The sequence below is a fragment of the Pseudomonas saudimassiliensis genome (genome assembly GCF_000939975.1).
GTDB lineage: Bacteria > Pseudomonadota > Gammaproteobacteria > Pseudomonadales > Pseudomonadaceae > Halopseudomonas > Halopseudomonas saudimassiliensis.
Map to the genome: position 1 here is coordinate 1,835,361 of NZ_LK391969.1, position 21,883 is coordinate 1,857,243.

Consider the following 21,883-nt stretch of genomic DNA (forward strand, 5'->3'; position numbering starts at 1 on the left):
GTCGCCTCTCGCAAATCAGAGAGGTGGACTATGCTGGCGGGTTGGCGGTTGGGACAGGTACGACGGATCCTGCAGGCCGGAGGGGTGATTGCCTATCCGACCGAGGCGGTCTGGGGCTTGGGGTGCAACCCCTGGAAGGCCGAGGCGGTGGAGCGGCTGCTATGGCTCAAGCAGCGCCCGGTGGAAAAGGGCCTGATCCTGGTTGCCGGCAGCGTGGCGCAATTCGAATTCCTGTTATGGGATCTGCCGCACAGCCAGTTGGCCAAGCTGCAGCTGTCCTGGCCGGGGCCCAATACCTGGCTGGTGCCGCACCAGGGGCGCCTGCCGCCATGGATCACCGGCAACCATGCCACCGTCGCCCTGCGCGTCAGCAACCATCCCCTGATCCGCCAGCTCACCGCTGCCGCCGGTCCGTTGGTGTCCACTTCGGCCAACCCTGCCGGGCGTCCGGCGGCGCGCTCGCGACTGCGGGTGGAGCAGTATTTCCATGACCGGCTGGACGATATCGTGCCCGGCGTTTTGGGTGAGCAGCGCAATCCCAGTATCATCAGGGATCTGCAAACCGATACCGTCATTCGCTCAGCCTGAGAGGGAGCCGTCCAATGCATTCCATTCCCGATACCACCGCAGTGGCGGCCGTAAAAGATTATCTGATGGGCCTGCAGGACCGCATCTGCGCGGCCCTGGAACAGGCTGATGGCGTGGCCCGCTTCAGCGCCGACGATTGGGAGCGCCCGGGTGGCGGCGGTGGCCGCTCGCGGATCATGGAAAATGGCGCGCTGCTGGAGAAGGGCGGCGTCGGTTTCTCCCATGTGTATGGCGATGGCATGCCGCCGTCAGCCACCGCTCACCGTCCGGAGCTGGCTGGCCGCAGCTTCCAGGCCATGGGCGTGTCCCTGGTCATGCACCCGGACAACCCCCATGTGCCCACCTCCCACGCCAACGTGCGCTTCTTCATTGCCGAGAAGGAGGGAGCCGAGCCGGTATGGTGGTTCGGCGGTGGTTTCGACCTGACGCCCTATTACGCCAACGAAGCAGACTGTATCCACTGGCACCGGGTAGCGCGCGCTGCCTGCGCGCCCTTTGGCGAAGATGTCTATCCCCGTTTCAAGAAGTGGTGTGATGACTACTTCTACCTGCGCCATCGCAACGAATCCCGGGGCATCGGCGGCCTGTTCTTCGATGACCTGAATGCCTGGGGCTTCGAACGCAGCTTCGAGTTCATGCGCGCCATCGGTGACGCTTACCTTGAAGCCTACCTGCCGATCGTCGAGCGCCGTCGCGACACGCCCTGGACCGAACAGCAGAAGGCCTTCCAGGAATACCGTCGGGGCCGCTACGTGGAATTCAACCTGGTATGGGACCGTGGCACCCTGTTCGGGCTGCAGTCGGGCGGGCGCACCGAGTCGATCCTGATGTCGCTGCCCCCCACCGTGCGCTGGGGCTACAACTGGCAACCCGAGCCGGGCAGCGCCGAAGCGCGCCTGGTTACCGACTTCCTGCCGCCGCGCGACTGGCTCAAGGGGATCGACTGATGGACCGCTATGCCGTTATAGGCAATCCCATTGCCCACAGCAAATCCCCGCTGATCCATGGCCTGTTCGCCCAACAGACCGGTGAACAACTGAGTTACGAGGCGCTGCTGGCGCCCCTGAATGACTTCACTGGCACCCTGCGGACCTTTCTGCAGGAAGGGTTGGGCGTCAATGTCACGGTGCCGTTCAAGGAGCAGGCCTGGGCCCTGGCCGACAGCCGCACCCCGGCAGCGGAACTGGCGGGGGCAGTGAATACCCTCAAGCGGCAGGCCGATGGCCGGCTGCTGGGGGACAACACCGACGGCAAGGGGCTGGTGCGGGACATCGAGCACAACGCGGGATTTACCCTGGCCGGCAAGCGGATCCTGCTACTGGGCGCGGGGGGCGCCGCCCGTGGCGTGATCCAGCCACTGCTGGCGGCGGGCCCGGCGCAGTTGTGCGTGGCCAACCGCACCGTGGAGAAGGCCGAACAGCTGGCGATGCTGTTCAAGGATGAGGGACCGATCAGCGCTGCCGGCTTCGATTGGCTGGAGGAGTCGGTGGACCTGATCATCAATGCGACTTCCGCCAGCCTCGACGGCCGCCTGCCGGCCATCGAGCCGACGCTCATCCAGCCGGGCCACACCTGGTGCTACGACATGATGTACGCCAGCGAGGCCACTGTGTTCAATCGCTGGGCTGCGGCCCAGGGAGCGGCACGCTGTATCGATGGGCTGGGCATGCTGGTCGAGCAGGCCGCCGAGGCCTTCGCCCTGTGGCGCGGTGTGCGGCCTGACACCGGCCCGGTATTGGCGGTGCTGCGCCAGGGCAGTTGAGCTGCCTGGGTTGCTGACCTTGGCCGGGCGCTTTACGCCCGGCGCGGCACCAACAGCGACAGCATGAATAGCCCCGCAGCGCTGACCACGATCGAAGGCCCGGCCGGGGTGTCCAGGTTCCAGGACAGGGCCAGCCCGCCGAATACCGCCAGGCAGCCCAGAAGGCTGGCGCCGATCGCCATCTGCTCGGGGGTGCGGGCATGGCGCTGGGCCGCCGCTGGCGGAATGATCAACAGGGAGGTGATCAGCAGCACACCGACCACTTTCATGGCCACGGCGATCACGATGGCGATCAGTAACATGAGCGCGAGACGAATGCCGCTGACCGGCAACCCTTCGACCCGCGCCAATTCCTCATGCACGGTGACCGACAGCAGCGGCCGCCAGAGCCAGGCCAGCAGTACCATGACCAGCACCAGCCCGCCGAGCATCCAGCCCAGATCCGCCGAGGTGATCGCCAGCAGGTCACCGAACAGGTAGGCCAGCAGGTCTACCCGGACATTATTGGTCAGCGCCAGTACCACCATGCCCAGCGACAGGGTGCTGTGCGCCAGGATACCCAGCAGGGTGTCGCTGGCCAGCCACTTGCGGTTCTGCATGGCCACCAGCAGCACGGCCAGCAGCACGCAGCCTGCGGTCACCGCCAGTGTCAGGTTGACCTGCAACAGCATTCCCAGGGCCACGCCCAAGAGCGCGGAATGAGCCAGGGTATCGCCGAAATAGGCCATGCGCCGCCAGACCACGAAGGAACCCAGCGGCCCCGCCACCAGTGCTAGGCCGAGCCCTGCCAGTAATGCGTAGAGAAGAAAGTCAGGCATGGTTGCAGGCAGATCCGTCCGGGTGCTGGTGGGAGGAGTCGATGACTTCGCCATGCATGTCGTGGCTGTGGTCATGGTGGTGGTTGTAGACGGCCAGGGCGCTGGCCTGCTTGCCGAACAGGGCGACAAAGGCGGGGTCGGTGCTGACCTGCTCCGGCCGGCCGGAGCAGCAGACATGGCGGTTGAGGCATACCACGGTATTGGTGGTGGCCATTACCAGGTGCAAGTCGTGGGAGACCATCAGCACCCCGCAGCCGTAGCGGTCGCGCAGCCGGGTGATCAGCTGATACAGCTCGATCTGGCCGTTCACGTCCACGCCCTGCACCGGCTCGTCGAGCACCAGCAGGTCGGGCCGGCGCAACAGGGCGCGGGCCAGCAGGATGCGCTGCTGCTCACCGCCGGATACCTGCTGCAATGGCCGCTGGGCCAGGTGGGCCGCACCCACCTCGGCCAGCGCCTCCAGCGCCGCGGCCCGCTTGACCTTGGGCGCCAGCAGCAGAAAGCGCAGCACGGTCAACGGCAGGGTGGCATCGATCTGCATCTTCTGCGGCATGTAGCCGATGCGCAGGCGCGGCTGGCGCTGAATATCGCCACTATCGGCCTTGAGCAGCCCGAGCACAATGCGCACCAGGCTGGTCTTGCCAGCCCCGTTGGGGCCGATCAGGGTAACGATCTCGCCGCGCCGGACCTGCAGCGAGATGTCCTCGAGGATGGCATTGCCATGGCGGCGCAGGCCGACTCGTTCGAGGGTCAGCAGGGTCTCGCTCATGCTGCCTCCCGGCAATGGGCGCAGAGCCCGGCGATTTCCACGGTTTCCGCTTCCACGGCAAAGTCCATCTGCTGCGCCACCTGGGCAATGGCGGGATGAATCAGCGATTGGTCCAACTCGATCGCCACCCGGCAACTCCGGCAGATCAGGAAGTGGCCCTGATGGGTATGCTCCGGGCTGGCGCAGCCGATGAAGGCGTTGAGCGACGCAATCCGATGCACCAGCCCCTGCTCCTGGAGGAAATCCAGGGCACGGTAGACGGTCGGAGGCGCAGGGCGCCGATCATCCTCCCGGGCCAGGGTCTCCAGCAGGTCGTAGGCGCCCAGGGGGCGATGGCTCTGCCAGACCAGCTCCAGCACGCGCTTGCGCAGCACCGTCAGCCGCGCCCCGGCCCGCTCGCAGACCTCTTCGGCGGCGGCCAATGCGTCACTCACACACTGACTGTGGTCATGCGGGCAGTGGGGATCTTCCGGCACAATGGATTCGTTCATGCTGGCCCTATAGCGGATTCGACAATGACTGTTATCATATAACAATTCTCCCTATCGAGGTATGGTCGATGTTGTTCCGTTTCCTGCTAGCGCTGGCCTGCGGGCTGGGCCTGAGTTTTTCCGCGGCCGCCGCCACGCCCAATGTGGTGACCAGCGTCAAACCATTGCAACTGATTGCCGCCGCCGTGCTGGACGGGATTGCCGAGCCCGAGGTGCTGCTGCCGCCCACCGCCTCGCCGCATAACTACGCCTTGCGTCCCTCCGACCGGCGGCGAATTGCCGGCGCCGACCGCCTGTATTGGGTGGGCCCTGATCTGGAGCGGTTCCTCCAGCACCTGCTCGACAGCCAGCCCGGTGCCCGTCGGCTGGACCAGCTTCCCGGCCTGACCCTGCGCAGCTACGCCGGCGATCACCATGAGCACGATGCCCACGGCCATGACGATCACGACCACGCACCGGGTACCATCGACCCGCATATCTGGTTATCCACAGCCAATGCCGGGGTCATTGCTCGCTGGATGGCGGCGGATCTGGCGCAGCTACATCCCGAGCATGCCGCCCGGTTGCAGGCCAACGCCGCGGATTTCAGCGCCCGGCTCGAGCAGCTGCAGTCGGCGCTGCAGGAACAGCTGCAACCCCTGGCGGGCAAGCCCTATTTCGTCTTCCACGACGCCTACGGCTATCTGGAAGACAGCGTCGGCCTGCGCCCGCTCGGGGTGTTTTCCCTGTCTGTGGAGGTGCAGCCGGGCGCGCGGCATCTGCACGACCTGCGCCAGCAACTGACCGCGGCCGGGCCCAGCTGCGTGTTCCGCGAGCCGCAGTTCCCCACCGAACGCATTGCCACGCTCAGCACCGGCCTGGCCGTGCACGAAGCCGAGCTGGACCCGCTGGGCATGACCCTGCCGACCGCTGCGGGGAGTTACGAACAGTTGATGATAGCGCTCGGGAATGCCCTCGCTGGCTGCCTGGAGCAGCTCTAGCTGGCGCGGGCGTCGGTGTTATCGAGGATGGCGCTGAGCAGGCCGGGGAAGCGGCTGTCCATTTCCTCCCGGCGCAGGGAGTTCATGTGGGTGGTGCCTACCCCGTAGGTACAGACCAGCCCGGCATCGCGCAGCACCCGGAAGTGGTGCGACATGCTCGATTTGGGCCGGCCACCGTCCAGTTCGCCGCAGCTAGCCTCGGCCACCTGGGCCAGGCGCTGGACTACCTCCAGGCGCACCGGATCGCTAAGCGCATATAGCACGCGCTCCAGGACAAAATCAGCGGCCGGCGGATGTTTGAAAGGTCTCATGGTCGGAATTCTACCGCGGGGTTTGTCTTTGATCCATTGTTCGAATAAAATCGAACAACACTTACAGCCCCAGGAACTTTCATGTCCGCGCTATTTCAGCCTTTCACCCTCAAGGACATCACGCTGCGCAATCGGATTGCCGTACCGCCCATGTGTCAGTACCAGGCCGTTGATGGCCGGGTGAATGACTGGCACCTGCAGAACTACGCCGGCATGGCCCGTGGCGGTGCCGGTCTGGTCATCGTCGAAGCCACTGCCGTAGCCCCCGAAGGGCGTATTACCCCTGACTGCGCCGGGATCTGGAACGACGAGCTGGCCCAGGCCTTCATCCCCACGGTGCAGGCGATCAAGCGCCACGGCTCGGTACCGGGCATCCAGATCGCCCACGCCGGTCGCAAGGCCAGCGCCAACAACCCCTGGGAAGGGGACGACCATATTGCCAATGACGCCCCCCGTGGCTGGCAGACCATAGCGCCGTCGCCCATCGCCTTCGGCAACAACCTGAGCAAGCAGCCCCGGGAAATGACCCTGGACGATATTGCCCGGGTACGTGACGACTTCGTGGCCGCTGCCCAGCGGGCGCTGGAAGTCGGGTTCGAATGGCTCGAATTGCACTTCGCCCACGGTTATCTGGCGCAGAGCTTTTTCTCCGCCCATTCCAACCAGCGCACCGATGCCTATGGCGGCAGCCATGAGAATCGCAGCCGCTTTCTGCGTGAGACCTTCGCTGCGGTTCGCGAGGTATGGCCGGCGCATCTGCCGCTGACCATCCGTTTTGGGGTACTGGAATTCGATGGCAACGACGAGCAGACCCTGGCGGAGTCGATCGACTTCGTTCGCGGCCTCAAAAACGATGGCCTGGACATGATCAGCGTCAGTATCGGCTTCAACACGCCGACCGCGCGGATTCCCTGGGCACCGGCCTTCATGGGGCCGATCGCCGAGCGGGTCCGTCGCGAGGTGGGCATCCCGGTCTCCTCGGCCTGGGGCTTTGGTGAACCCCACATCGCGGAGCAGGCGGTGCAGAGCGGACAGCTTGATGTGGTCATGGTCGGCAAGGCGCATCTGGCCAATCCGCACTGGGCCTATCACGCGGCCCGGGAGCTGAAGGTCGAGAAGGCGTCCTGGGCAACCCTGCCGGCGCCCTACGCCCATTGGCTGGAACGCTACTGATTGACGGAGGGGCCGCTATCGGATCGATACGGCCCTCACCGGCGTGTTTACAGCGCCAATGGCAGCCCCAGTTGCACGTCCCGGTGGGCTGCCAGCAACCGCTGGAAATGCACCGGGTCCTTGATCAGTACGTCATAGTGCTCGGTGTGCTGGTCTGCCGCCAACTGCCGGGACAGCCAGAACCGCAGCGCCGCCAGGCGCAGCAGGTCGGGCCAGTGCTCCGCTTCCAGCGGGGTAAAGCGCCGCTGGCTGGCGTAGCCGGCCAGGAGCGCCTCGGTGCGCCGCTCATCCAGCCCGCCGTCCGCGGCCAGGCACCAGTCATTCACACAGATGGCAACGTCATACAGGGTCCAGCCACTGAAGGCATTGTAGAAATCGATGATGCCGGTCAGGTGGTGACCATCGAACAGCACATTGTCCCGGAACAGATCGCCATGGAGCACGGCTTCGGGCAGCGCCGGCCGCTGGGCACGCAGCCGGTCCAGCATCGGCAGCATGCTGTGCAGCAGCTCGCGGTCCGCTGGCTCGCTGCGCGCCGCCAGCGCTCGGGTCTGGGTGGCCATCCACTCCAGCCCGCGGTCACTGGGGCGCAGCAGGCCGCTGGTGGCGGTGGCGTCGTGCAAGCGGGCCAGCAGCTGGCCGATGGCGCGGCAATGGCTGGCATCGGCGGTGTCGACATGGCGACCCGGCAACCGCGGTTGCAGTAGCGCCGGTCGGCCATTGAGCTGGTGCAGGGGGGCGCCGTCGCGGTCGCGGATGGCATAGGGCACGGGCAGTTGCGCCCGCTGCAGATGATCGAGCAAGGCGATGAAGAACGGCAGCTCGGCCATTGGCCCCCGTTCGACCAGGGTCAGCACGTACTCACCCTGGACGGTGGTGACGAAGAAGTTGCTGTTCTCGGTGCCGCCGGCAATGCCGTGGTAATCGATCAGCCGGCCGAGGGTAAAACGGCCGAGAAAGGCCTCCAGTTCCGCCCGGGCGACCGGGGTGAACACCGACATGTCAGTGCCTTACCACTCGAAGATCTTCCACGAGGGGATGCGCATGCCGTTGGGGCTGTCGGCGCGGGTGAAATTACCGTCGTCATCCACCGCCACCAGGAAGTAGGGCGCACCCTTGCTCGGGGTGATCTTGATGGCGTAGAGGAAGCCATTGAGGCGGTACTCCTCGATGGTCTTGTCGCCCTCCTGACGAATGGTCACATCCGGTTCGCCGGTCAGTGGCGGTTCCTGTGCCATTACGGCGAAACTGGCGATCAATGTCAGTGCAGCCAACCCGCGGCCAATCATGCGTGTCATGTTAACCTTGTCCTTTAGTGGAATGACGTTAAGGTCATTCTAGCCCTTTTTCTTCTGGAAACGCTGATCTGACGCATGACTGATTCTATCGCCCCGCTGATTCTCGTTGATGGCTCCTCCTATCTGTACCGGGCCTTCCACGCGCTGCCGCCGCTGACCACGTCCACCGGCAAGCCCACCGGCGCGGTCAAGGGCGTGCTCAACATGCTCAGAAGCCTGCGCAAGCAGTATCCGGACAGCCCCTTTGCCGTGGTATTCGATGCCAAGGGGCCGACCTTCCGCGACGCCCTGTTCGAGGACTACAAATCCCATCGCCCGCCCATGCCCGATGACCTGCGCGGGCAGATCGAGCCCCTGCATGCCAGCGTCAAGGCGCTGGGCTTGCCGCTGCTGTGCGTCGATGGCGTCGAAGCCGACGATGTGATCGGCACCCTCGCCCGGCAGAGCGCGGCCATGGGCTGCCCGGTGGTGATCTCCACCGGTGACAAGGACATGGCACAGCTGGTCGATGAGCACATCACCCTGGTCAACACCATGACCGGTACCGTCATGGGCCCGGACGGTGTACGCGAGAAGTTCGGCGTTGGCCCCGAGCTGATTATCGACTTCCTCGCGCTGATGGGCGACAAGGTGGACAACATCCCCGGCGTGCCGGGGGTCGGTGAGAAGACCGCGCTGGGCCTGTTGACTGGCCTTGGCGGCGGCATGGACGTGATCTATGCCAACCTGGACAAGATCCCCGAGCTGCCGATCCGCGGGGCCAAGAAGCTGCCGGAGAAGTTGCTGGAACACAAGGACATGGCCTACCTGTCCTATCAGTTGGCGACCATCAAGGTGGACGTGGAACTGGACGTGCGGGTAGACGCGCTGCACCCCACCGAGCCCAACCGCGAGGCGCTGATCGAGCTGTACCGGACCCTGGAATTCAAGGCCTGGCTGGATGATCTGCTGCGCGAAGCCAAGGCGGCCGGCACCACGGTGGAAGCGCCCAGCCATACCCCGGACGTGGCGCCCCAATACGAGACCATCCTCGACCAGGAGCGCTTCGACGTCTGGCTCAACCGGCTGCAGAACGCCACCCTGTTCGCCTTCGATACCGAAACCACCAGCATCCATGCCCAGCAGGCGGAACTGGTCGGGGTGTCCTTTGCGGTCAGCCCCCACGAAGCGGCCTATGTGCCGGTGGCGCACAGCTATATGGGCGTGCCCCAGCAGCTCGACCGGGATCAGGTACTGGCCGCGCTCAAGCCCCTGCTGGAGGACCCGCACAAGGCCAAGGTCGCCCAGCATGCCAAGTACGACATGAACGTGCTGGCCCACTACGGTATCGAGGTGCGCGGCATTGCCTTCGATACCATGCTCGAATCCTATGTGCTGGACTCGACCGCCACCCGTCACGACCTGGACAGCCTGGCGCTCAAGTACCTGGGGCTGGGCACGGTGCGGTTTGAAGATATCGCGGGCAAGGGCGCCAAGCAGCTGACTTTCGACCAGATCGCCCTGGAACAGGCCGGACCCTACGCCGCCGAGGATGCCGACCTGACCCTGCGCCTGCATCAGATGCTGTGGCAGAAGCTGCAGGGCATCACCTCCCTGGCCAAGGTGCTGGAGCAGATCGAGATGCCGCTGGTGCCGGTGCTGGCGCGGATCGAGCGCAGCGGTGCGCTGGTCGATGCCAAGCTGCTGGGCATCCAGAGCCGGGAGCTGGGCGACAAGATGACGGCCCTGGAACGCCAGGCCTATGAGCTCGCCGGGGAGGAGTTCAACCTGGGCTCGCCCAAACAGTTGTGCGCCATTCTCTATGAAAAGCAGGGATTGCCGGTCATCTCCAAGACTGCCAAGGGCCAGCCCTCGACCGCCGAATCGGTGCTCGCCGAGCTGGCGGAGCAGGGCTACGAATTGCCCCAGGTGATCATGCAGTACCGCACCGTGAGCAAGCTCAAGAGCACCTATACCGATCGTCTGCCGGAGCAGATCAACCCCCGCACCGGGCGCATCCACACCAGTTATCACCAGGCGGTCACGGCCACCGGCCGGCTGTCCTCCTCGGATCCGAACCTGCAGAACATTCCGATCCGCAGTGCCGAGGGGCGGCGTATCCGCCAGGCGTTCATCGCACCGTCCGGCTACAAGATCATGGCCGCCGACTATTCCCAGATCGAACTGCGGATCATGGCCCATCTGGCCCAGGACGAAGGCCTGCTGGACGCCTTCCAGAAGGGCCTGGACGTGCACCGCGCCACGGCGGCGGAAGTCTTCGGCGTGGCCCTGGACGAGGTCAGCAATGACCAGCGGCGCAGCGCCAAGGCGATCAACTTCGGACTGATCTACGGCATGAGCGCCTTCGGCCTGGCCAAGCAGATAGGGGTGGACCGCAAGCAATCCCAGGCCTATATCGACCGTTACTTCACCCGCTACCCGGGTGTGTTGCGCTATATGGAAGACACCCGCGCCCAGGCAGCGGAGAAAGGCTTTGTCGAGACCCTGTTCGGTCGCCGCCTGTACCTGCCGGAGATCCACTCCAAGAACCAGGCCATGCGCAAGGGCGCCGAGCGCACCGCGATCAACGCCCCGATGCAGGGCACCGCGGCGGACATCATCAAGCGCGCCATGGTGACCGTTGACCAGTGGTTGACCGAGTCCGGGCTGGATGCCCGGGTGGTCATGCAGGTGCATGACGAACTGGTGCTCGAAGTGCGCGAGGAGCTGGTCGAGCAGGTCAGCGCCGGCCTCTGCGAGCGGATGAGCGCGGCGGCCCAGTTGGATGTACCGCTGCTGGTGGAAGTGGGTGTCGGCGACAACTGGGACGAGGCGCACTGAGCGCCCGGCCCCCTTCGGCAAAAGTTTTTTGCAGACACTGGAACTTAATCGGAAACCACCCGGTCAGAACCTATGAATGGCCAGTCAAGCCCTTCATGCTCCTTAGATGTGATTTAGTGTTGGCAGAATACCGGGCATCCCTTTCCTAGCACAGCCCGGTTGTTAAACCCCGAACCTCCCCTCCCCATAGATGTTCGGGGTTTTTTTTTGCATGCTATTCGGCGCTTTCCGGGTGATCCGCTTCGTGTTCCGGCTCGTCGGCGGGATACAGCCAGCTTTCCAGCACCGCGTGGGCCTCGTCGATGCCCTGGCGTTTGGGCGAGGAGAACAGCTGCACGCTGGCGCGATTGCCGAACTCCTTGCGCACCGTATTCTGTACCTTGAGCAGCACGCCCTTGGCCGCGCCGAAGGACAGCTTGTCCGTCTTGCTCAGCAGGATATGGGCGGGCAGGCCGGTGACGTTGGCCCAATCGAGCATCATGCGATCGAAGGCCGACAGCGGGTGGCGGATATCCATGACCAGGACGATCCCGGCCAGCGAGTCGCGCTGGGTGAGGTAGTCATCCAGGTGCTTCTTCCAGTGTTCCTTCAGCTCCAGGGGCACCTTGGCGTAGCCGTAACCGGGTAGATCCACCAGGCGGTGGCTGTCATCCAGGGCGAAGAAGTTGATCAACTGGGTGCGCCCGGGGGTCTTGGAAGTCCGGGCCAGGCGCGCATGGGTAAGGGTATTCAGGGCGCTGGACTTGCCGGCATTGGAACGGCCGGCAAAGGCAACTTCATAGCCCTGGTCCGGTGGACACTGGTCTGCCTGGCTGGCGCTCTTGATGAAGCTGGCTTGTTGGCAGAGGATGGCGAGGGGTGTGGCTGAGGGCATGGAATTTCCGGTCTGGGTGGTAGGGTCGTTGCCGACCCGCTATGCATTCACGTCAGCGGCTAGCTTAGTATATAATGCTGCGGTTTAATATCGTGACGGGCACTGCGACAGTATGGCCATTGCACTGCTTCCGAGGGGCAGCTAGCATGAGCGCTTGTTCGAGCCGGCCTATTACCGTCGCCAGGCATCGAGGCTGTCTGCATATAACGCGGTCATCGAGACCGGACGCAGGTCAGACCTGATTTTTCTTTTAGCCGTAATTGGATTAGCCGATGAATAAATTACTTGTAAGTCTGGTGTTATCCCTCGGTGTGGCCGGTTCGGCCCATGCGCTGCAGGGTGATGCCGAAGCCGGTAAGGGCAAGGTAGCCGTCTGTGCAGCCTGTCACGGCAATGATGGCAACAGCATGATGCCGAACTGGCCCAAGCTGGCGGGTCAGGGCGAGCGCTACCTGCTCAAGCAACTGATCGACATCAAGGAAGGCGTACGCGTGGTTCCGGAAATGACCGGCATCGTCGCCAACATGAGCGAGCAGGACCTGGCCGACACTGCGGCCTATTACGCGACCCAGACCCCGGTGGGCGGTGCTGCCGACCCGGAGCTGGCCGCCCGTGGTGAAGCCATCTACCGTGGTGGCGACCTGGAAACCGGCCTGCCGGCCTGCACCGGTTGCCATTCGCCGACTGGCCAGGGCAACGACCCGGCTGCCTACCCGCAGCTGGCTGGTCAGCACGCCGCCTATACCGCCAAGCAGCTGACCGATTTCCGTGAGGGCAATCGGGTCAATGATGGCGATGCCATGATCATGCAGACCATCGCATCGCGCCTGAGCAACAAGGATATCGAGGCCGTCTCGAACTATATCCAGGGCCTGCGTTGATTCCGGTTTTACACCGCAACAGCTGGTGATGAAAAAAGGGTGGCTGCGGCTGCCCTTTTTTGCGACTGTAGGAAACCCGACCGGTCCGCGGGATAGCGCACCGGGGAACCTTTTTGCCATCATGATGGCCTGAATGACAGAACCTATCTGGAGAGATACATGCGCAAGTTGTTGACTGTTGGACTGGTGTGGCTGCTGGGCAGCCTGGCGATGGTGCAAGCCCAGGAAACCCGCTACCAGGCCGGTGTGCATTACGTCGAACTGCCCGCGGCGGCGCCGACCCAGGAGCCGGACAAGATCGAAGTGGCGGAGCTGTTCTGGTATGGCTGCGGTCACTGCTTCACCTTCGAGCCGATCATCGGCGAGTGGAAAAAGACCCTGCCGGAAGACGTGCATTTCCGCCCGGTTCCGGCGTTCTTCGGCGGTGCCTGGGATACCCACGGCCAGCTGTTCTACACTCTGGAGAGCATGAACCAGTTGGGCGAAGCCCACGCAGCAGTGTTCCAGGCGATCCACAACCAGGGCAACCGCCTGGCTGATACCGACGCCATGGTCAAGCTGCTGAGCCAATATGGCATCGACGAAGATGAATTCCGCAAGACCTGGTCGTCCGCCGGGGTAAGCCTCAAGGTGAACCAGGCCAAACGCCTGGCCAAGGCCTATCGCGCCTCGGGCGTACCGACACTGATCGTCAACGGCAAGTATCGCATCGAAGGCGGCATGGCCGGCAGCTTCGAAGAGATGCTCAAAATCGCAGAATATCTGGTGGATCAGGAACGTTCCTGACCAAGGACGCTTTAATGATCGCAACGGGTAACATTCCATGGCGGCGCGTCACTCAGGGCTCCATGGCGCCCGCCTGTCTGCAGACCAACCCGAACTGGGCCTGTGACCCCGAGCAGCCGCTGCCCGATGTGCTGCGGTTGCTCAGTTTCAATATCCAGGTGGGCATCAACACCCAGCGTTACCATCACTACCTGACCCGGGGCTGGCAGCATGTGCTGCCCCACGCGCGGCGCCAGCAGACCCTCGGCCAGATCGCCCAGTTGCTCCATGATTTCGATGTGGTCGCCTTGCAGGAAGTGGACGGCGGCAGCCTGCGCTCGGGGTTCGTCAACCAGGTGGAACACCTGGCCCGGGAAAGCCAGTTCCCCTTCTGGTATCAGCAGCTCAACCGTAACCTGGGCCGCTTCGCCCAACATTCCAACGGCTTTCTCAGCCGCTACCAACCGAATCTGCTGGAAGATCACAAGTTGCCGGGCATGTTGCCGGGGCGGGGCGCGATCCTGACCAGTTTCGGCCAGGGGCCGGACAGCCTGCTGGTGGTGATGATGCACCTGGCCCTGAGCACCCGCACCCGCGCCAACCAGCTGGCCTATATCCGTGAGCGCATCGCCGACCACAGCCATGTGGTGCTGATGGGTGACATGAACACCCATGCCGAAGATCTACTGGAACATTCACCGCTGCGCGGCAGCAACCTGCATACCGCCACGCTGCCGGGCACCTATCCCAGTTGGAAGCCGGCCCGGGTGCTGGATCACATCCTGCTCAGCCCGAGCCTGAACATCGAGCAGGTGGACGTGTTGCCGCAGCCGATCTCTGATCACCTGCCGGTCTCCATGCATATCCGCCTGCCACCCAGCATGTGCAGCCTGCCCACGCCCGTGACCAAATAATGTCCGGGCGGTTGTCGTGCCTGCTCCGGGGGCTGTCCGGGCTGTTGCTGCTGGGGATCCTCCTTACCGGGTGCAGCCGGGGGCTGGTGATCGACACCAGCCTCAGCGCCCGGGGCCAGGACAGCCGCGTCCAGTACGTGATCCTGCATTACACTTCCTCCGACTCCGCCCGGGCCATCAACACCCTGACCCTGGGCGAGGTGAGCAGCCATTACCTGATCGATGTGAACCCGCCGACCATCTACCGGCTGGTAGACGAGAACCGCCGCGCCTGGCATGCCGGGGATAGCAGCTGGCAGGGGCGTACCTGGTTGAACGCCAGCTCCATCGGCATCGAGATCGTCCATCCCGGCTACCGCGATACGCCCCAGGGGCGGCACTGGTACCCCTGGGATCGGAAGCAGATCGACAAGCTGATTCCGCTGCTCAAGGACATCCTGCAGCGCCACGGCCTGCCGCCGGAGCGGGTGATCGGTCATAGTGATATCGCCCCGCAACGCAAGCTCGACCCGGGGCCGCTGTTCCCCTGGCAGCAGTTGGCCGAGGCGGGCGTGGCCATCTGGCCTGACCCGGCGCGCATAGCGCATTACCAGCATTTGCTGGCTGGCCAGACGCCGCCGCTGGCCTGGTTCGAGATGGCCCTGGAGCGCTTTGGTTACAGCCTCGCGCGACAGCCCGGGCAGACCGATGCCACCCGCAATGTCATCGCCGCCTTCCAGATGCGCTTCCGTCCCGCGCGGTATGATGGCCAGCCCGATGCGGAAACCGCCGCCATCCTCGCTGCGCTGGTGCCTGACAGCGTTGCCGAGATCGACCGTTTCACCCACCTGGCCGAGCCAGCCATCGACCTGCCCTAGAAGGATCTGTTTACCCATGCTCAATGGAATCTGGCTGAGCTTCTTTCTGGCGGCCTTTCTGGCGGCCCTCTGGCAATGGCTCGGGGTAGGCGACAGCGAAGTATTCAGCCGGCTGGTAGCGGCCCTGTTCGACATGGCTCGGCTCAGTGTCGAGATCATCCTGGTGCTGGTGGGCACCATGACCCTGTGGCTGGGGTTCCTGGCAATTGCCGAGAAGGCCGGGCTGATCCGCCTGCTGGCCCGCGTGCTGGATCCGCTGTTCCGCCGGTTGATGCCCGAGGTGCCCAGCGGCCATCCCGCGCTGGGACACATCAGCATGAATTTCGCCGCCAATATCCTCGGGCTGGATAACGCCGCCACGCCGATCGGCATCAAGGCCATGCACTCGCTACAGGAACTCAACCCGCAGAAGGACACCGCGACCAACGCCCAGATCCTGTTCCTGGTGCTCAACAGCTCGTCGCTGACGCTGCTGCCGGTGACCATCTTCATGTACCGCGCCCAGCAGGGAGCGACTGACCCCACCCTGGTGTTCCTGCCGATCCTGCTGGCTACCACCGTCTCCAGCCTGGTCGGCCTGTTGACCGTGGCGGTCATGCAGCGTCTGCGCCTGCACGACCCGGTGGTGCTGGCCTACCTGTTGGCGGGCGCCGCCGCACTGGGGCTGCTATTGACCACCCTGGCCGGCATGTCCGCCCAGGCATTGGCGGCTACCTCCTCGCTGGTGGGTAACCTGACCCTGTTTGGCATCATCATCCTGTTTCTGGGCGTGGCGGCGCTGCGCAAGGTCAAGGTATACGACACCTTCATTGAAGGGGCCAAGGAAGGCTTCAGCTTTACCATCTCCCTGCTGCCCTACCTGATTGCCATGCTGGTGGCGATCGGCGCATTGCGCGCCAGCGGCGTGCTCGACGCCGGACTCGAAGGCGTGCGCTGGCTGGCTGACGGATTCGGCTGGGACACCCGCTTTATCGATGCCTTGCCCACCGCCTTCATGAAGCCCCTGTCGGGGAGTGGCGCCCGGGCAATGATGATCGAGACCATGGATACCTTTGGCGTCGACAGCTTCCCGGCGCTGCTGGCAGCCACCTTCCAGGGCAGCACGGAAACGACCTTCTACGTGCTTGCGGTGTACTTCGGCGCGGTGGGCATCACCCGCATCCGCCACGGTCTGGGCTGCGCGCTGGTCGCTGACCTGGCAGGGATGCTCACGGCCATCGGGGTGTGTTACTGGTTCTTCGGCTGAGGGGCCCTGCTAAGCTGTAGGGGAACCCCTGTCTGGAGGCCGCATGCCCGCACCGCGTTTTGATCAACTGCACCGCCAGCCCGGCCCGTTTTTCGTCGCCCTGGGTGGTGCCGGGATGTTCGGGGCCAATCTGTACCTGTATGGGTCCGGCGGCGAGTGGATCGCCATCGACTGCGGCTTTGCCCTGGAGTCCACGCCCAGCGGGGAAAACCGGGTGGCCGTGCCGACCCTCGAAGCGCTGGAAAAGTACGACATCAAGCTCAGCGCACTGCTGATCACCCACGGTCACGAAGACCACATTGGCGCGATACCCCATCTGTGGCGTCAACTGGACTGCCCGCTGTACGCCAGCCCCTTTACCGCCCGGCTGATCCGCAACAAGTTGGCGCAGAACCTGGAATGGCCGCCGCTGCGCGAGATCCGGCCGCTGGAGCCGGTTGGGCTGGGTGCCTTCCAGGCCGAGTGGATCCCGGTCACCCATTCGATTCCCGAGTCCCATGGCATCCTGCTCCAGGTGGCGGGCAAACGTATCTATCACAGCGGCGACTGGAAGCTCGATCCCCAACCGCTGGTGGGCGAGCTGACGGCGGAAGGGCGGCTGCGGGCGATCGGCCGGGCGGGCGTGGATGTGCTGATCGGGGATTCGACCAACGCCCCAGGCAGTGGCGCCAGCCGCTCGGAAGCGGCGGTGCAGGACGGGCTGTCGGATGTCATCCGGCCCTGCACCCAGCGGGTCGTCGTTACCTGTTTTGCCAGCAACCTGGCGCGCTTGCACAGCCTGGCCGAGATTGCCTTCGACAGCGGGCGCTATGCCGGGCTGTTGGGCCGCAGCCTGGTCAGCATGCACAGCTTCGGACGGGCCCACGGTTATCTACGCTCCCGCCCCGGTTTCATCGGGCCCTGGGAGCTGGGCTTTTTGCCACCTAATCAGCAACTGTGGATCTGTACCGGCAGCCAGGGCGAACCGGCGGCCGCGCTGGGCCGGCTGGCGGCGGGCAATCACCCGCAACTGACGCTGGAACCCGGTGATACTGTGATCTTCTCCTCCCGCCTGATTCCCGGCAACGAGGAGGCGCTGGCACACATCAAGCAGCACCTGCTGCGCCAAGGGGTGCATATCATCGATGACGATATGGCGCCCATCCACGCCTCCGGCCACCCGCCCCAGGAGGACCTGCGCCAGCTCTATGGCTGGCTGCGACCGCGCTACCTGCTGCCGGTGCATGGTGAGCCTTATCATCAGCAGGCGCACATGGCGTTCGCCCGCAGCCTGGGGATCGGTGGGCTGGTGCCGGCCAATGGGGATCTGATCGATCTGAGCGGGCAGCCGGCCCGGGTGGCGGAGCTGCCATGGGGGTTGGTGGAGGTGGGGCGTTAGGGCGCACGAGGGGAGAGGGAGTTAGGCTGTGCCCTCCGGCTATCATAACTTGAGCAAAATGCAGTCTGCCCCCTCTCCCCTCGCGGGAGAGGGCTGGGGAGAGGGGGAGCCTTCCAATCACGCAGCCCCAGTAATCCTAAAGCGAAAACCAGGCTGACCTAAAACTCTCCCTGCTTAAGCTTCTGCCATAACATCCCCAGCGCCAGCAGCGGCGAGCGGAACCGCTTGCCCCCGGGAAACGCCATATGCGGCACCTGGCTGAACAGGTCGAAGCCGCGGCTGGCCTGGCCAGTCATGGCTTCGCCGAGGATGCGGGCCGCCAGGTGGGTGGCGTTGAGGCCGTGGCCGGAGTAGGCCTGGGCGTAGAAGACGTTGGGCTGGTCGGGCAGGCGGCCAATCTGCGGCAGGCGATTGGCGCCGATGCCGATCATGCCGCCCCACTGGTAGTCGATGCGCACATCCGCCAGCTGCGGAAACACGGCCAGCATCTTGGGCCGCATATAGGCCGCAACATCCGCCGGATCGCGCCCGGAGTAATGGCAGGCGCCACCGAACAGCAAGCGCCGGTCGGCGGAGAGGCGGTAGTAATCCAGCGCCACCCGCTGGTCACACAGGGCCATATTCTGCGGAATCAGTTCGGCCGCCAGCTCCGCCGGCAGCGGTTCGGTGGCGATCAGGTAGCTGCCAGCAGCAATGACCTGGCTGCCGAGGCGACGTTCGAGCCCACTGTGATAGGCATTGCAGCCCAGCATCAGCTGCCCGGCACGCACCCGCCCGCGGGCCGTATGCACAGTGATGGTCGTACCCTGGTCGATGGCGGTCGCAGCGGAGTTCTCATACAGGCGCACCCCCAGGGCGCGGGCCGCAGCGGCTTCGCCCAGGGCCAGGTTGAGTGGATGCAGATGGCCGGAGCCCATGTCGATCAGCCCGCCGACATAGCGGTCCGAGCCCACCACGCTGCGCATCTGGTCCGGCTCGACAAGGGTCAATGCGTGCCGGTAACCCAGTGCCAGCAGTTCGTCGCGGTCGGCGCGGAAGGCATCCAGGTGCCGCGGCTTGTTCGCCAGGTCGCAATAGCCCCAGGCAAGATCGCAGTCAATGTCGAACTCGGCGATCCGCTCGCGGACGATCTCCACGGCTTCGATACCCAGCAGCTTCAGATCCCGGACGCCCTGCGCACCGATCACCCCGGCAAACTGGTCGAGATCATGGCCGACGCCGCGGATCAGTTGCCCACCGTTGCGCCCGCTGGCGCCCCAGCCAATCTGCCGCGCTTCCAGCAGCACCACCGACAGCCCCCGTTTGGCCAGTTCGATGGCGGTATTGAGGCCGGTGAAACCGCCGCCCACGATGCAGACATCCGCCTGCTCTTCGCCCTCCAGCGTGGGCAGGCCGAGGTCGGGATGGCGGGTGGCGGCGTACCAGGACGGCGGATAATCGGCGGCATGGATGGCGTGGCGTGACATGGGTGCTCCGTGGATACAGCGGAATACAGACCGGCAGGATAACGGCATTTGGTCCGGTGCAGAAGTCCGCGCAAGCGGCCGGCGGTGCGTTCGGCGGCGTCTGGGGCACTGCTCGAGATAATTTGGTATTCTTCCCGCCGGCGATCTCCCGCCGATGCCCACTATCCTTATCCGTTTCTTGCCTGTGGACCTGCCATGCGCCCAGCCCATGCTTTGATCGATCTATCGGCCCTGCGCCACAATTACCGTCTGGCCAAGAGTCTGACCGGCTGCCGCGCCCTGGCCGTGGTCAAGGCCAATGCCTACGGTCACGGCGCCGTGGAGTGCGCGGCGGCGCTGGGTGAGGAGGCCGACGGCTTCGCGGTGTCGGCTATCGAGGAGGCGCTGGTACTGCGGGCTGCAGGCCACCGCCAACCCATTGTCCTGCTCGAGGGCTGGTTCGAGCCGGCCGAGCTCGAGCTGATCTGCCAGCATGACCTGTGGCCGGTGATTCACCACCACGGTCAGGTGGCCGATCTACGCGTGGCCAACCTGCGCCAGCCGCTGAATGCATGGCTGAAGTTGGACAGTGGCATGCACCGGACCGGGTTCTCCGTTGCCGAGTATCCGCAGGTCTGGCGCGAACTGCAGGCCAGCGGCAAGGTCGCCAGCCTGACCAAGATCACCCATTTCGCCCGCGCCGATGAGCCGGAAACCGGTCGCACCGAGCAGCAGCTGGAGACCTTCATGCAAGCTACCGCCGGGCTCGAAGGTCCGTGCAGCCTGAGCAATTCCGCCGGCGTGCTGGCCTGGCCCAGCGCCTACGGCGATTGGGTGCGGCCGGGCATCATGCTGTACGGCTCCAGCCCCTTCGGTTTTGCCCAGGAGCAGGCGGCGCAGCTGCGCCCGGTGATGCAACTCGATTCCCGGGTGATCGCGGTGCATGACATCGCCGCTGGTGAACCGATCGGCTATGGTTCACGCTTCGTTACCCAGCGCCCGAGCCGCATCGGGGTGGTCGCCATGGGCTACGCCGATGGCTATCCGCGGCACGCCCCTGATGGCACGCCGGTGCTGGTGGATGGCCAGCGCACCTGCATCAGCGGTCGGGTATCCATGGATATGCTTACCGTGGACCTGACCGATCTGCCCGCCAGTGGCCTGGGCAGCCATGTGCGGCTGTGGGGCGAGGGGCTGGATGCCGGCGAGGTGGCCCAGTGCGCCGGAACCATCTCCTACCAGTTATTCTGCAACCTGAACCGGGTACCACGGCACTACCGGGGTTGAGCGGAGCGCGCCGGGGGCTGGCGTTGAAAATACTGCACAGCCGTGCAATCATGCGCTCCATCTGACCTATCTGTATTGCCCTGAGGATCCCGACCTTGGATGTTGGTGCCCGACTGAAAACCATCCGCAAACTCAAGGGCCTGTCCCAGCGCGAGCTGGCCAAACGCGCCGGCGTCACCAACAGCACCATCTCGATGATCGAGAAGAACAGCGTCAGCCCCTCGGTCAGTTCCCTGAAGAAGGTGCTGGCGGGTATCCCCATGTCGCTGGTGGAGTTCTTCGCCGTGGAAGCCTCCGCCGACCAGCCGCGCAAGGTGATCTATCGCACCGACGAGCTGCTGGATATCGGCAGCAACGAGGTGATCATGCAACTGGTGGGCAAGGATCATCCCGACCGCACGCTGTCGTTCCTGCGTGAAATCTATCCCCCCGCGGCCGATACCGGCCCGGACATGCTCAGCCACCAGGGCGAGGAAGCCGGCATCGTGGTGCAGGGCCGCCTGGAGCTGACGGTAGGCGCCGAAGTGCATGTGCTGGACACCGGCGACAGCTACTACTTCGAGAGCAGCCAGCCCCACCGTTTCAATAATCCCTTCGATGAACCCTGCGTGCTGATCAGCGCCACCACGCCAGCGAACTTCTGAGCTTCAATTCGGCGGATAGGTACTCAGTACCTTGGCCGCCCGTTCGTGCATTTCCTGGGTGCGCTCCAGCGGCGACTGACGGTCGCGGACGGTCTGGCTGTCGCTGCCGCGCCACACCAGCCGCCCATCGTCGGCATCCAGCAGGTCGATCTGCAGGGTCATGACCTGATAGTCCACGGTGCGGGTCTGGCTGTATCCCGGCCCGCCCCAGTAGGGACCCCAATAGCCCCAACCGCCACCATAATGGGTGGTGATATTGTCCCGGCGGGTTTCCATCACCACCGAGGCGCGCACCTCAAGATCTGCGGCGCTGGTGGGCTCGGCCGGGCGCAGGCCGCGCACGTCCAGTTGCGCGGCAACCGCTTCAAGCACGCGCTGGCTGGTGAGGTCACTGGCCAGGCGTGGGTCGTTGGTGGGGGCATAGCTGACGGGTGGGGTGGCCCAGCGCCAGGTCTGGTATTGGCTGAAGTCCCGGCTCAGGTCGTAATCGGCACGGGGGCCGGTGGCCTGGCAGGCCCCCAGCATCAACAGCGACAGCAGCAGCAATGAACGGAACATGGGAACCTCGGCTGCATCGGTTGG

Annotated in this window: 23 protein-coding genes; 14 read left to right on the forward strand and 9 right to left on the reverse strand. The window is 64.7% G+C overall.

Annotation, left to right across the window (positions count from 1 at the left end):
* The first annotated feature begins 30 nt into the window (after positions 1–30).
* Genes tsaC through aroE form a run of 3 tightly spaced genes read left to right on the forward strand, consistent with a single transcriptional unit; the run spans position 31 to position 2,350 of the window.
* Entirely contained in the window at positions 31–588 is a 558-nt protein-coding gene (tsaC, locus tag VG99_RS08470; RefSeq protein WP_044499358.1) for an L-threonylcarbamoyladenylate synthase type 1 TsaC, read from the forward strand.
* Positions 589–602: 14 nt separating this feature from the next.
* Complete coding sequence (gene hemF / locus VG99_RS08475; RefSeq protein WP_044499359.1) at positions 603–1,535, forward strand: oxygen-dependent coproporphyrinogen oxidase; 933 nt, start codon at positions 603–605, stop codon at positions 1,533–1,535.
* Positions 1,535–2,350, forward strand: coding sequence for a shikimate dehydrogenase (aroE, locus tag VG99_RS08480; RefSeq protein ID WP_044499360.1), 816 nt, complete (start codon positions 1,535–1,537; stop codon positions 2,348–2,350). The genes hemF and aroE overlap by 1 nt, the downstream gene beginning before the upstream one ends.
* Positions 2,351–2,382: 32 nt before the next feature.
* Here the strand turns inward: aroE and znuB are convergent, their stop codons facing one another.
* Genes znuB through VG99_RS08495 form a run of 3 tightly spaced genes read right to left on the reverse strand, consistent with a single transcriptional unit; the run spans position 2,383 to position 4,428 of the window.
* On the reverse strand, positions 2,383–3,168 hold the full coding sequence (znuB, locus tag VG99_RS08485; protein ID WP_044499361.1) for a zinc ABC transporter permease subunit ZnuB: 786 nt from the start codon (positions 3,166–3,168) through the stop codon (positions 2,383–2,385).
* On the reverse strand, positions 3,161–3,937 hold the full coding sequence (gene znuC, locus VG99_RS08490) for a zinc ABC transporter ATP-binding protein ZnuC (protein WP_044499362.1): 777 nt from the start codon (positions 3,935–3,937) through the stop codon (positions 3,161–3,163). Before znuC ends, znuB begins: the two co-directional genes overlap by 8 nt.
* On the reverse strand, positions 3,934–4,428 hold the full coding sequence (locus tag VG99_RS08495; protein WP_044499363.1) for a Fur family transcriptional regulator: 495 nt from the start codon (positions 4,426–4,428) through the stop codon (positions 3,934–3,936). The genes znuC and VG99_RS08495 overlap by 4 nt, the downstream gene beginning before the upstream one ends.
* A gap of 68 nt (positions 4,429–4,496) precedes the next feature.
* Between VG99_RS08495 and VG99_RS08500 the strand changes: the two genes are divergently transcribed.
* On the forward strand, positions 4,497–5,408 hold the full coding sequence (locus VG99_RS08500) for a zinc ABC transporter substrate-binding protein (RefSeq protein ID WP_044499364.1): 912 nt from the start codon (positions 4,497–4,499) through the stop codon (positions 5,406–5,408).
* On the opposite strand, the gene VG99_RS08505 is transcribed toward VG99_RS08500, so the two are convergent.
* The gene (locus VG99_RS08505; RefSeq protein WP_044499365.1) at positions 5,405–5,719 is read right to left on the reverse strand and encodes an ArsR/SmtB family transcription factor; all 315 of its coding nucleotides are present in this window, start codon (positions 5,717–5,719) and stop codon (positions 5,405–5,407) included. The two genes, VG99_RS08500 and VG99_RS08505, sit on opposite strands and share 4 nt — an antisense overlap.
* Positions 5,720–5,800: 81 nt before the next feature.
* Between VG99_RS08505 and VG99_RS08510 the strand changes: the two genes are divergently transcribed.
* Positions 5,801–6,892 (forward strand): NADH:flavin oxidoreductase/NADH oxidase, encoded by a 1,092-nt coding sequence (locus VG99_RS08510; protein ID WP_044499366.1) that lies wholly within the window; start codon positions 5,801–5,803, stop codon positions 6,890–6,892.
* Between the two features lie 47 nt (positions 6,893–6,939).
* On the opposite strand, the gene VG99_RS08515 is transcribed toward VG99_RS08510, so the two are convergent.
* Both VG99_RS08515 and VG99_RS08520 read right to left on the reverse strand, forming a co-directional pair.
* A complete protein-coding gene (locus VG99_RS08515) occupies positions 6,940–7,893 on the reverse strand; it encodes a homoserine kinase (RefSeq protein ID WP_044499367.1) in 954 nt (317 codons plus the stop codon).
* 9 nt (positions 7,894–7,902) lie between these two features.
* A complete protein-coding gene (locus tag VG99_RS08520) occupies positions 7,903–8,190 on the reverse strand; it encodes a DUF2782 domain-containing protein (RefSeq protein ID WP_044499368.1) in 288 nt (95 codons plus the stop codon).
* Positions 8,191–8,265: 75 nt separating this feature from the next.
* Here VG99_RS08520 and polA point away from each other — a divergent pair, with 75 nt between their 5' ends.
* On the forward strand, positions 8,266–11,010 hold the full coding sequence (gene polA, locus VG99_RS08525; protein WP_044499369.1) for a DNA polymerase I: 2,745 nt from the start codon (positions 8,266–8,268) through the stop codon (positions 11,008–11,010).
* A gap of 214 nt (positions 11,011–11,224) precedes the next feature.
* On the opposite strand, the gene yihA is transcribed toward polA, so the two are convergent.
* Entirely contained in the window at positions 11,225–11,884 is a 660-nt protein-coding gene (gene yihA, locus VG99_RS08530) for a ribosome biogenesis GTP-binding protein YihA/YsxC (protein WP_044499370.1), read from the reverse strand.
* A 272-nt stretch (positions 11,885–12,156) separates the two neighbouring features.
* Here yihA and VG99_RS08535 point away from each other — a divergent pair, with 272 nt between their 5' ends.
* The 6 genes from VG99_RS08535 (at position 12,157) to VG99_RS08560 (ending at position 17,925) form a co-directional block, all read left to right on the forward strand.
* Positions 12,157–12,765 (forward strand): c-type cytochrome, encoded by a 609-nt coding sequence (locus tag VG99_RS08535; protein WP_044499371.1) that lies wholly within the window; start codon positions 12,157–12,159, stop codon positions 12,763–12,765.
* A 159-nt stretch (positions 12,766–12,924) separates the two neighbouring features.
* Entirely contained in the window at positions 12,925–13,551 is a 627-nt protein-coding gene (locus tag VG99_RS08540) for a thiol:disulfide interchange protein DsbA/DsbL (RefSeq protein WP_044499372.1), read from the forward strand.
* Between the two features lie 14 nt (positions 13,552–13,565).
* On the forward strand, positions 13,566–14,444 hold the full coding sequence (locus VG99_RS08545) for an endonuclease/exonuclease/phosphatase family protein (protein WP_044499373.1): 879 nt from the start codon (positions 13,566–13,568) through the stop codon (positions 14,442–14,444).
* A complete protein-coding gene (locus VG99_RS08550) occupies positions 14,444–15,301 on the forward strand; it encodes an N-acetylmuramoyl-L-alanine amidase (protein ID WP_044499374.1) in 858 nt (285 codons plus the stop codon). Before VG99_RS08545 ends, VG99_RS08550 begins: the two co-directional genes overlap by 1 nt.
* Before the next feature lie 16 nt (positions 15,302–15,317).
* Positions 15,318–16,547 carry a nucleoside recognition domain-containing protein gene (locus VG99_RS08555; RefSeq protein ID WP_044499375.1) on the forward strand — a complete coding sequence of 410 codons (1,230 nt, stop codon included), beginning with the start codon at positions 15,318–15,320 and terminating at the stop codon, positions 16,545–16,547.
* Between the two features lie 43 nt (positions 16,548–16,590).
* Positions 16,591–17,925 carry a ribonuclease J gene (locus tag VG99_RS08560; protein ID WP_044499376.1) on the forward strand — a complete coding sequence of 445 codons (1,335 nt, stop codon included), beginning with the start codon at positions 16,591–16,593 and terminating at the stop codon, positions 17,923–17,925.
* Between the two features lie 158 nt (positions 17,926–18,083).
* Here VG99_RS08560 and VG99_RS08565 read toward each other — a convergent pair whose 3' ends face one another.
* Positions 18,084–19,391, reverse strand: coding sequence for an NAD(P)/FAD-dependent oxidoreductase (locus tag VG99_RS08565; RefSeq protein ID WP_044499377.1), 1,308 nt, complete (start codon positions 19,389–19,391; stop codon positions 18,084–18,086).
* 195 nt (positions 19,392–19,586) lie between these two features.
* On the opposite strand from VG99_RS08565, the gene alr reads away from it, so the two are divergent.
* Together alr and VG99_RS08575 are read left to right on the forward strand one after the other, a co-directional pair.
* Complete coding sequence (alr, locus tag VG99_RS08570; RefSeq protein WP_044499378.1) at positions 19,587–20,657, forward strand: alanine racemase; 1,071 nt, start codon at positions 19,587–19,589, stop codon at positions 20,655–20,657.
* A gap of 95 nt (positions 20,658–20,752) precedes the next feature.
* On the forward strand, positions 20,753–21,301 hold the full coding sequence (locus VG99_RS08575; protein WP_044499379.1) for a cupin domain-containing protein: 549 nt from the start codon (positions 20,753–20,755) through the stop codon (positions 21,299–21,301).
* Between the two features lie 3 nt (positions 21,302–21,304).
* Here the strand turns inward: VG99_RS08575 and VG99_RS08580 are convergent, their stop codons facing one another.
* Positions 21,305–21,859 (reverse strand): DUF4136 domain-containing protein, encoded by a 555-nt coding sequence (locus tag VG99_RS08580; protein ID WP_044499380.1) that lies wholly within the window; start codon positions 21,857–21,859, stop codon positions 21,305–21,307.
* Positions 21,860–21,883 lie beyond the last annotated feature (24 nt).

Bases quoted from the DNA above. Each gene is read 5' to 3' on its own strand.
- tsaC (WP_044499358.1), top strand. From the start codon at position 31: ATGCTGGCGGGTTGGCGGTTGGGACAGGTACGACGGATCCTGCAGGCC.
- hemF (WP_044499359.1), top strand. From the start codon at position 603: ATGCATTCCATTCCCGATACCACCGCAGTGGCGGCCGTAAAAGATTAT.
- aroE (WP_044499360.1), top strand. From the start codon at position 1,535: ATGGACCGCTATGCCGTTATAGGCAATCCCATTGCCCACAGCAAATCC.
- znuB (WP_044499361.1), bottom strand. From the start codon at position 3,168: ATGCCTGACTTTCTTCTCTACGCATTACTGGCAGGGCTCGGCCTAGCA.
- znuC (WP_044499362.1), bottom strand. From the start codon at position 3,937: ATGAGCGAGACCCTGCTGACCCTCGAACGAGTCGGCCTGCGCCGCCAT.
- VG99_RS08495 (WP_044499363.1), bottom strand. From the start codon at position 4,428: ATGAACGAATCCATTGTGCCGGAAGATCCCCACTGCCCGCATGACCAC.
- VG99_RS08500 (WP_044499364.1), top strand. From the start codon at position 4,497: ATGTTGTTCCGTTTCCTGCTAGCGCTGGCCTGCGGGCTGGGCCTGAGT.
- VG99_RS08505 (WP_044499365.1), bottom strand. From the start codon at position 5,719: ATGAGACCTTTCAAACATCCGCCGGCCGCTGATTTTGTCCTGGAGCGC.
- VG99_RS08510 (WP_044499366.1), top strand. From the start codon at position 5,801: ATGTCCGCGCTATTTCAGCCTTTCACCCTCAAGGACATCACGCTGCGC.
- VG99_RS08515 (WP_044499367.1), bottom strand. From the start codon at position 7,893: ATGTCGGTGTTCACCCCGGTCGCCCGGGCGGAACTGGAGGCCTTTCTC.
- VG99_RS08520 (WP_044499368.1), bottom strand. From the start codon at position 8,190: ATGACACGCATGATTGGCCGCGGGTTGGCTGCACTGACATTGATCGCC.
- polA (WP_044499369.1), top strand. From the start codon at position 8,266: ATGACTGATTCTATCGCCCCGCTGATTCTCGTTGATGGCTCCTCCTAT.
- yihA (WP_044499370.1), bottom strand. From the start codon at position 11,884: ATGCCCTCAGCCACACCCCTCGCCATCCTCTGCCAACAAGCCAGCTTC.
- VG99_RS08535 (WP_044499371.1), top strand. From the start codon at position 12,157: ATGAATAAATTACTTGTAAGTCTGGTGTTATCCCTCGGTGTGGCCGGT.
- VG99_RS08540 (WP_044499372.1), top strand. From the start codon at position 12,925: ATGCGCAAGTTGTTGACTGTTGGACTGGTGTGGCTGCTGGGCAGCCTG.
- VG99_RS08545 (WP_044499373.1), top strand. From the start codon at position 13,566: ATGATCGCAACGGGTAACATTCCATGGCGGCGCGTCACTCAGGGCTCC.
- VG99_RS08550 (WP_044499374.1), top strand. From the start codon at position 14,444: ATGTCCGGGCGGTTGTCGTGCCTGCTCCGGGGGCTGTCCGGGCTGTTG.
- VG99_RS08555 (WP_044499375.1), top strand. From the start codon at position 15,318: ATGCTCAATGGAATCTGGCTGAGCTTCTTTCTGGCGGCCTTTCTGGCG.
- VG99_RS08560 (WP_044499376.1), top strand. From the start codon at position 16,591: ATGCCCGCACCGCGTTTTGATCAACTGCACCGCCAGCCCGGCCCGTTT.
- VG99_RS08565 (WP_044499377.1), bottom strand. From the start codon at position 19,391: ATGTCACGCCACGCCATCCATGCCGCCGATTATCCGCCGTCCTGGTAC.
- alr (WP_044499378.1), top strand. From the start codon at position 19,587: ATGCGCCCAGCCCATGCTTTGATCGATCTATCGGCCCTGCGCCACAAT.
- VG99_RS08580 (WP_044499380.1), bottom strand. From the start codon at position 21,859: ATGTTCCGTTCATTGCTGCTGCTGTCGCTGTTGATGCTGGGGGCCTGC.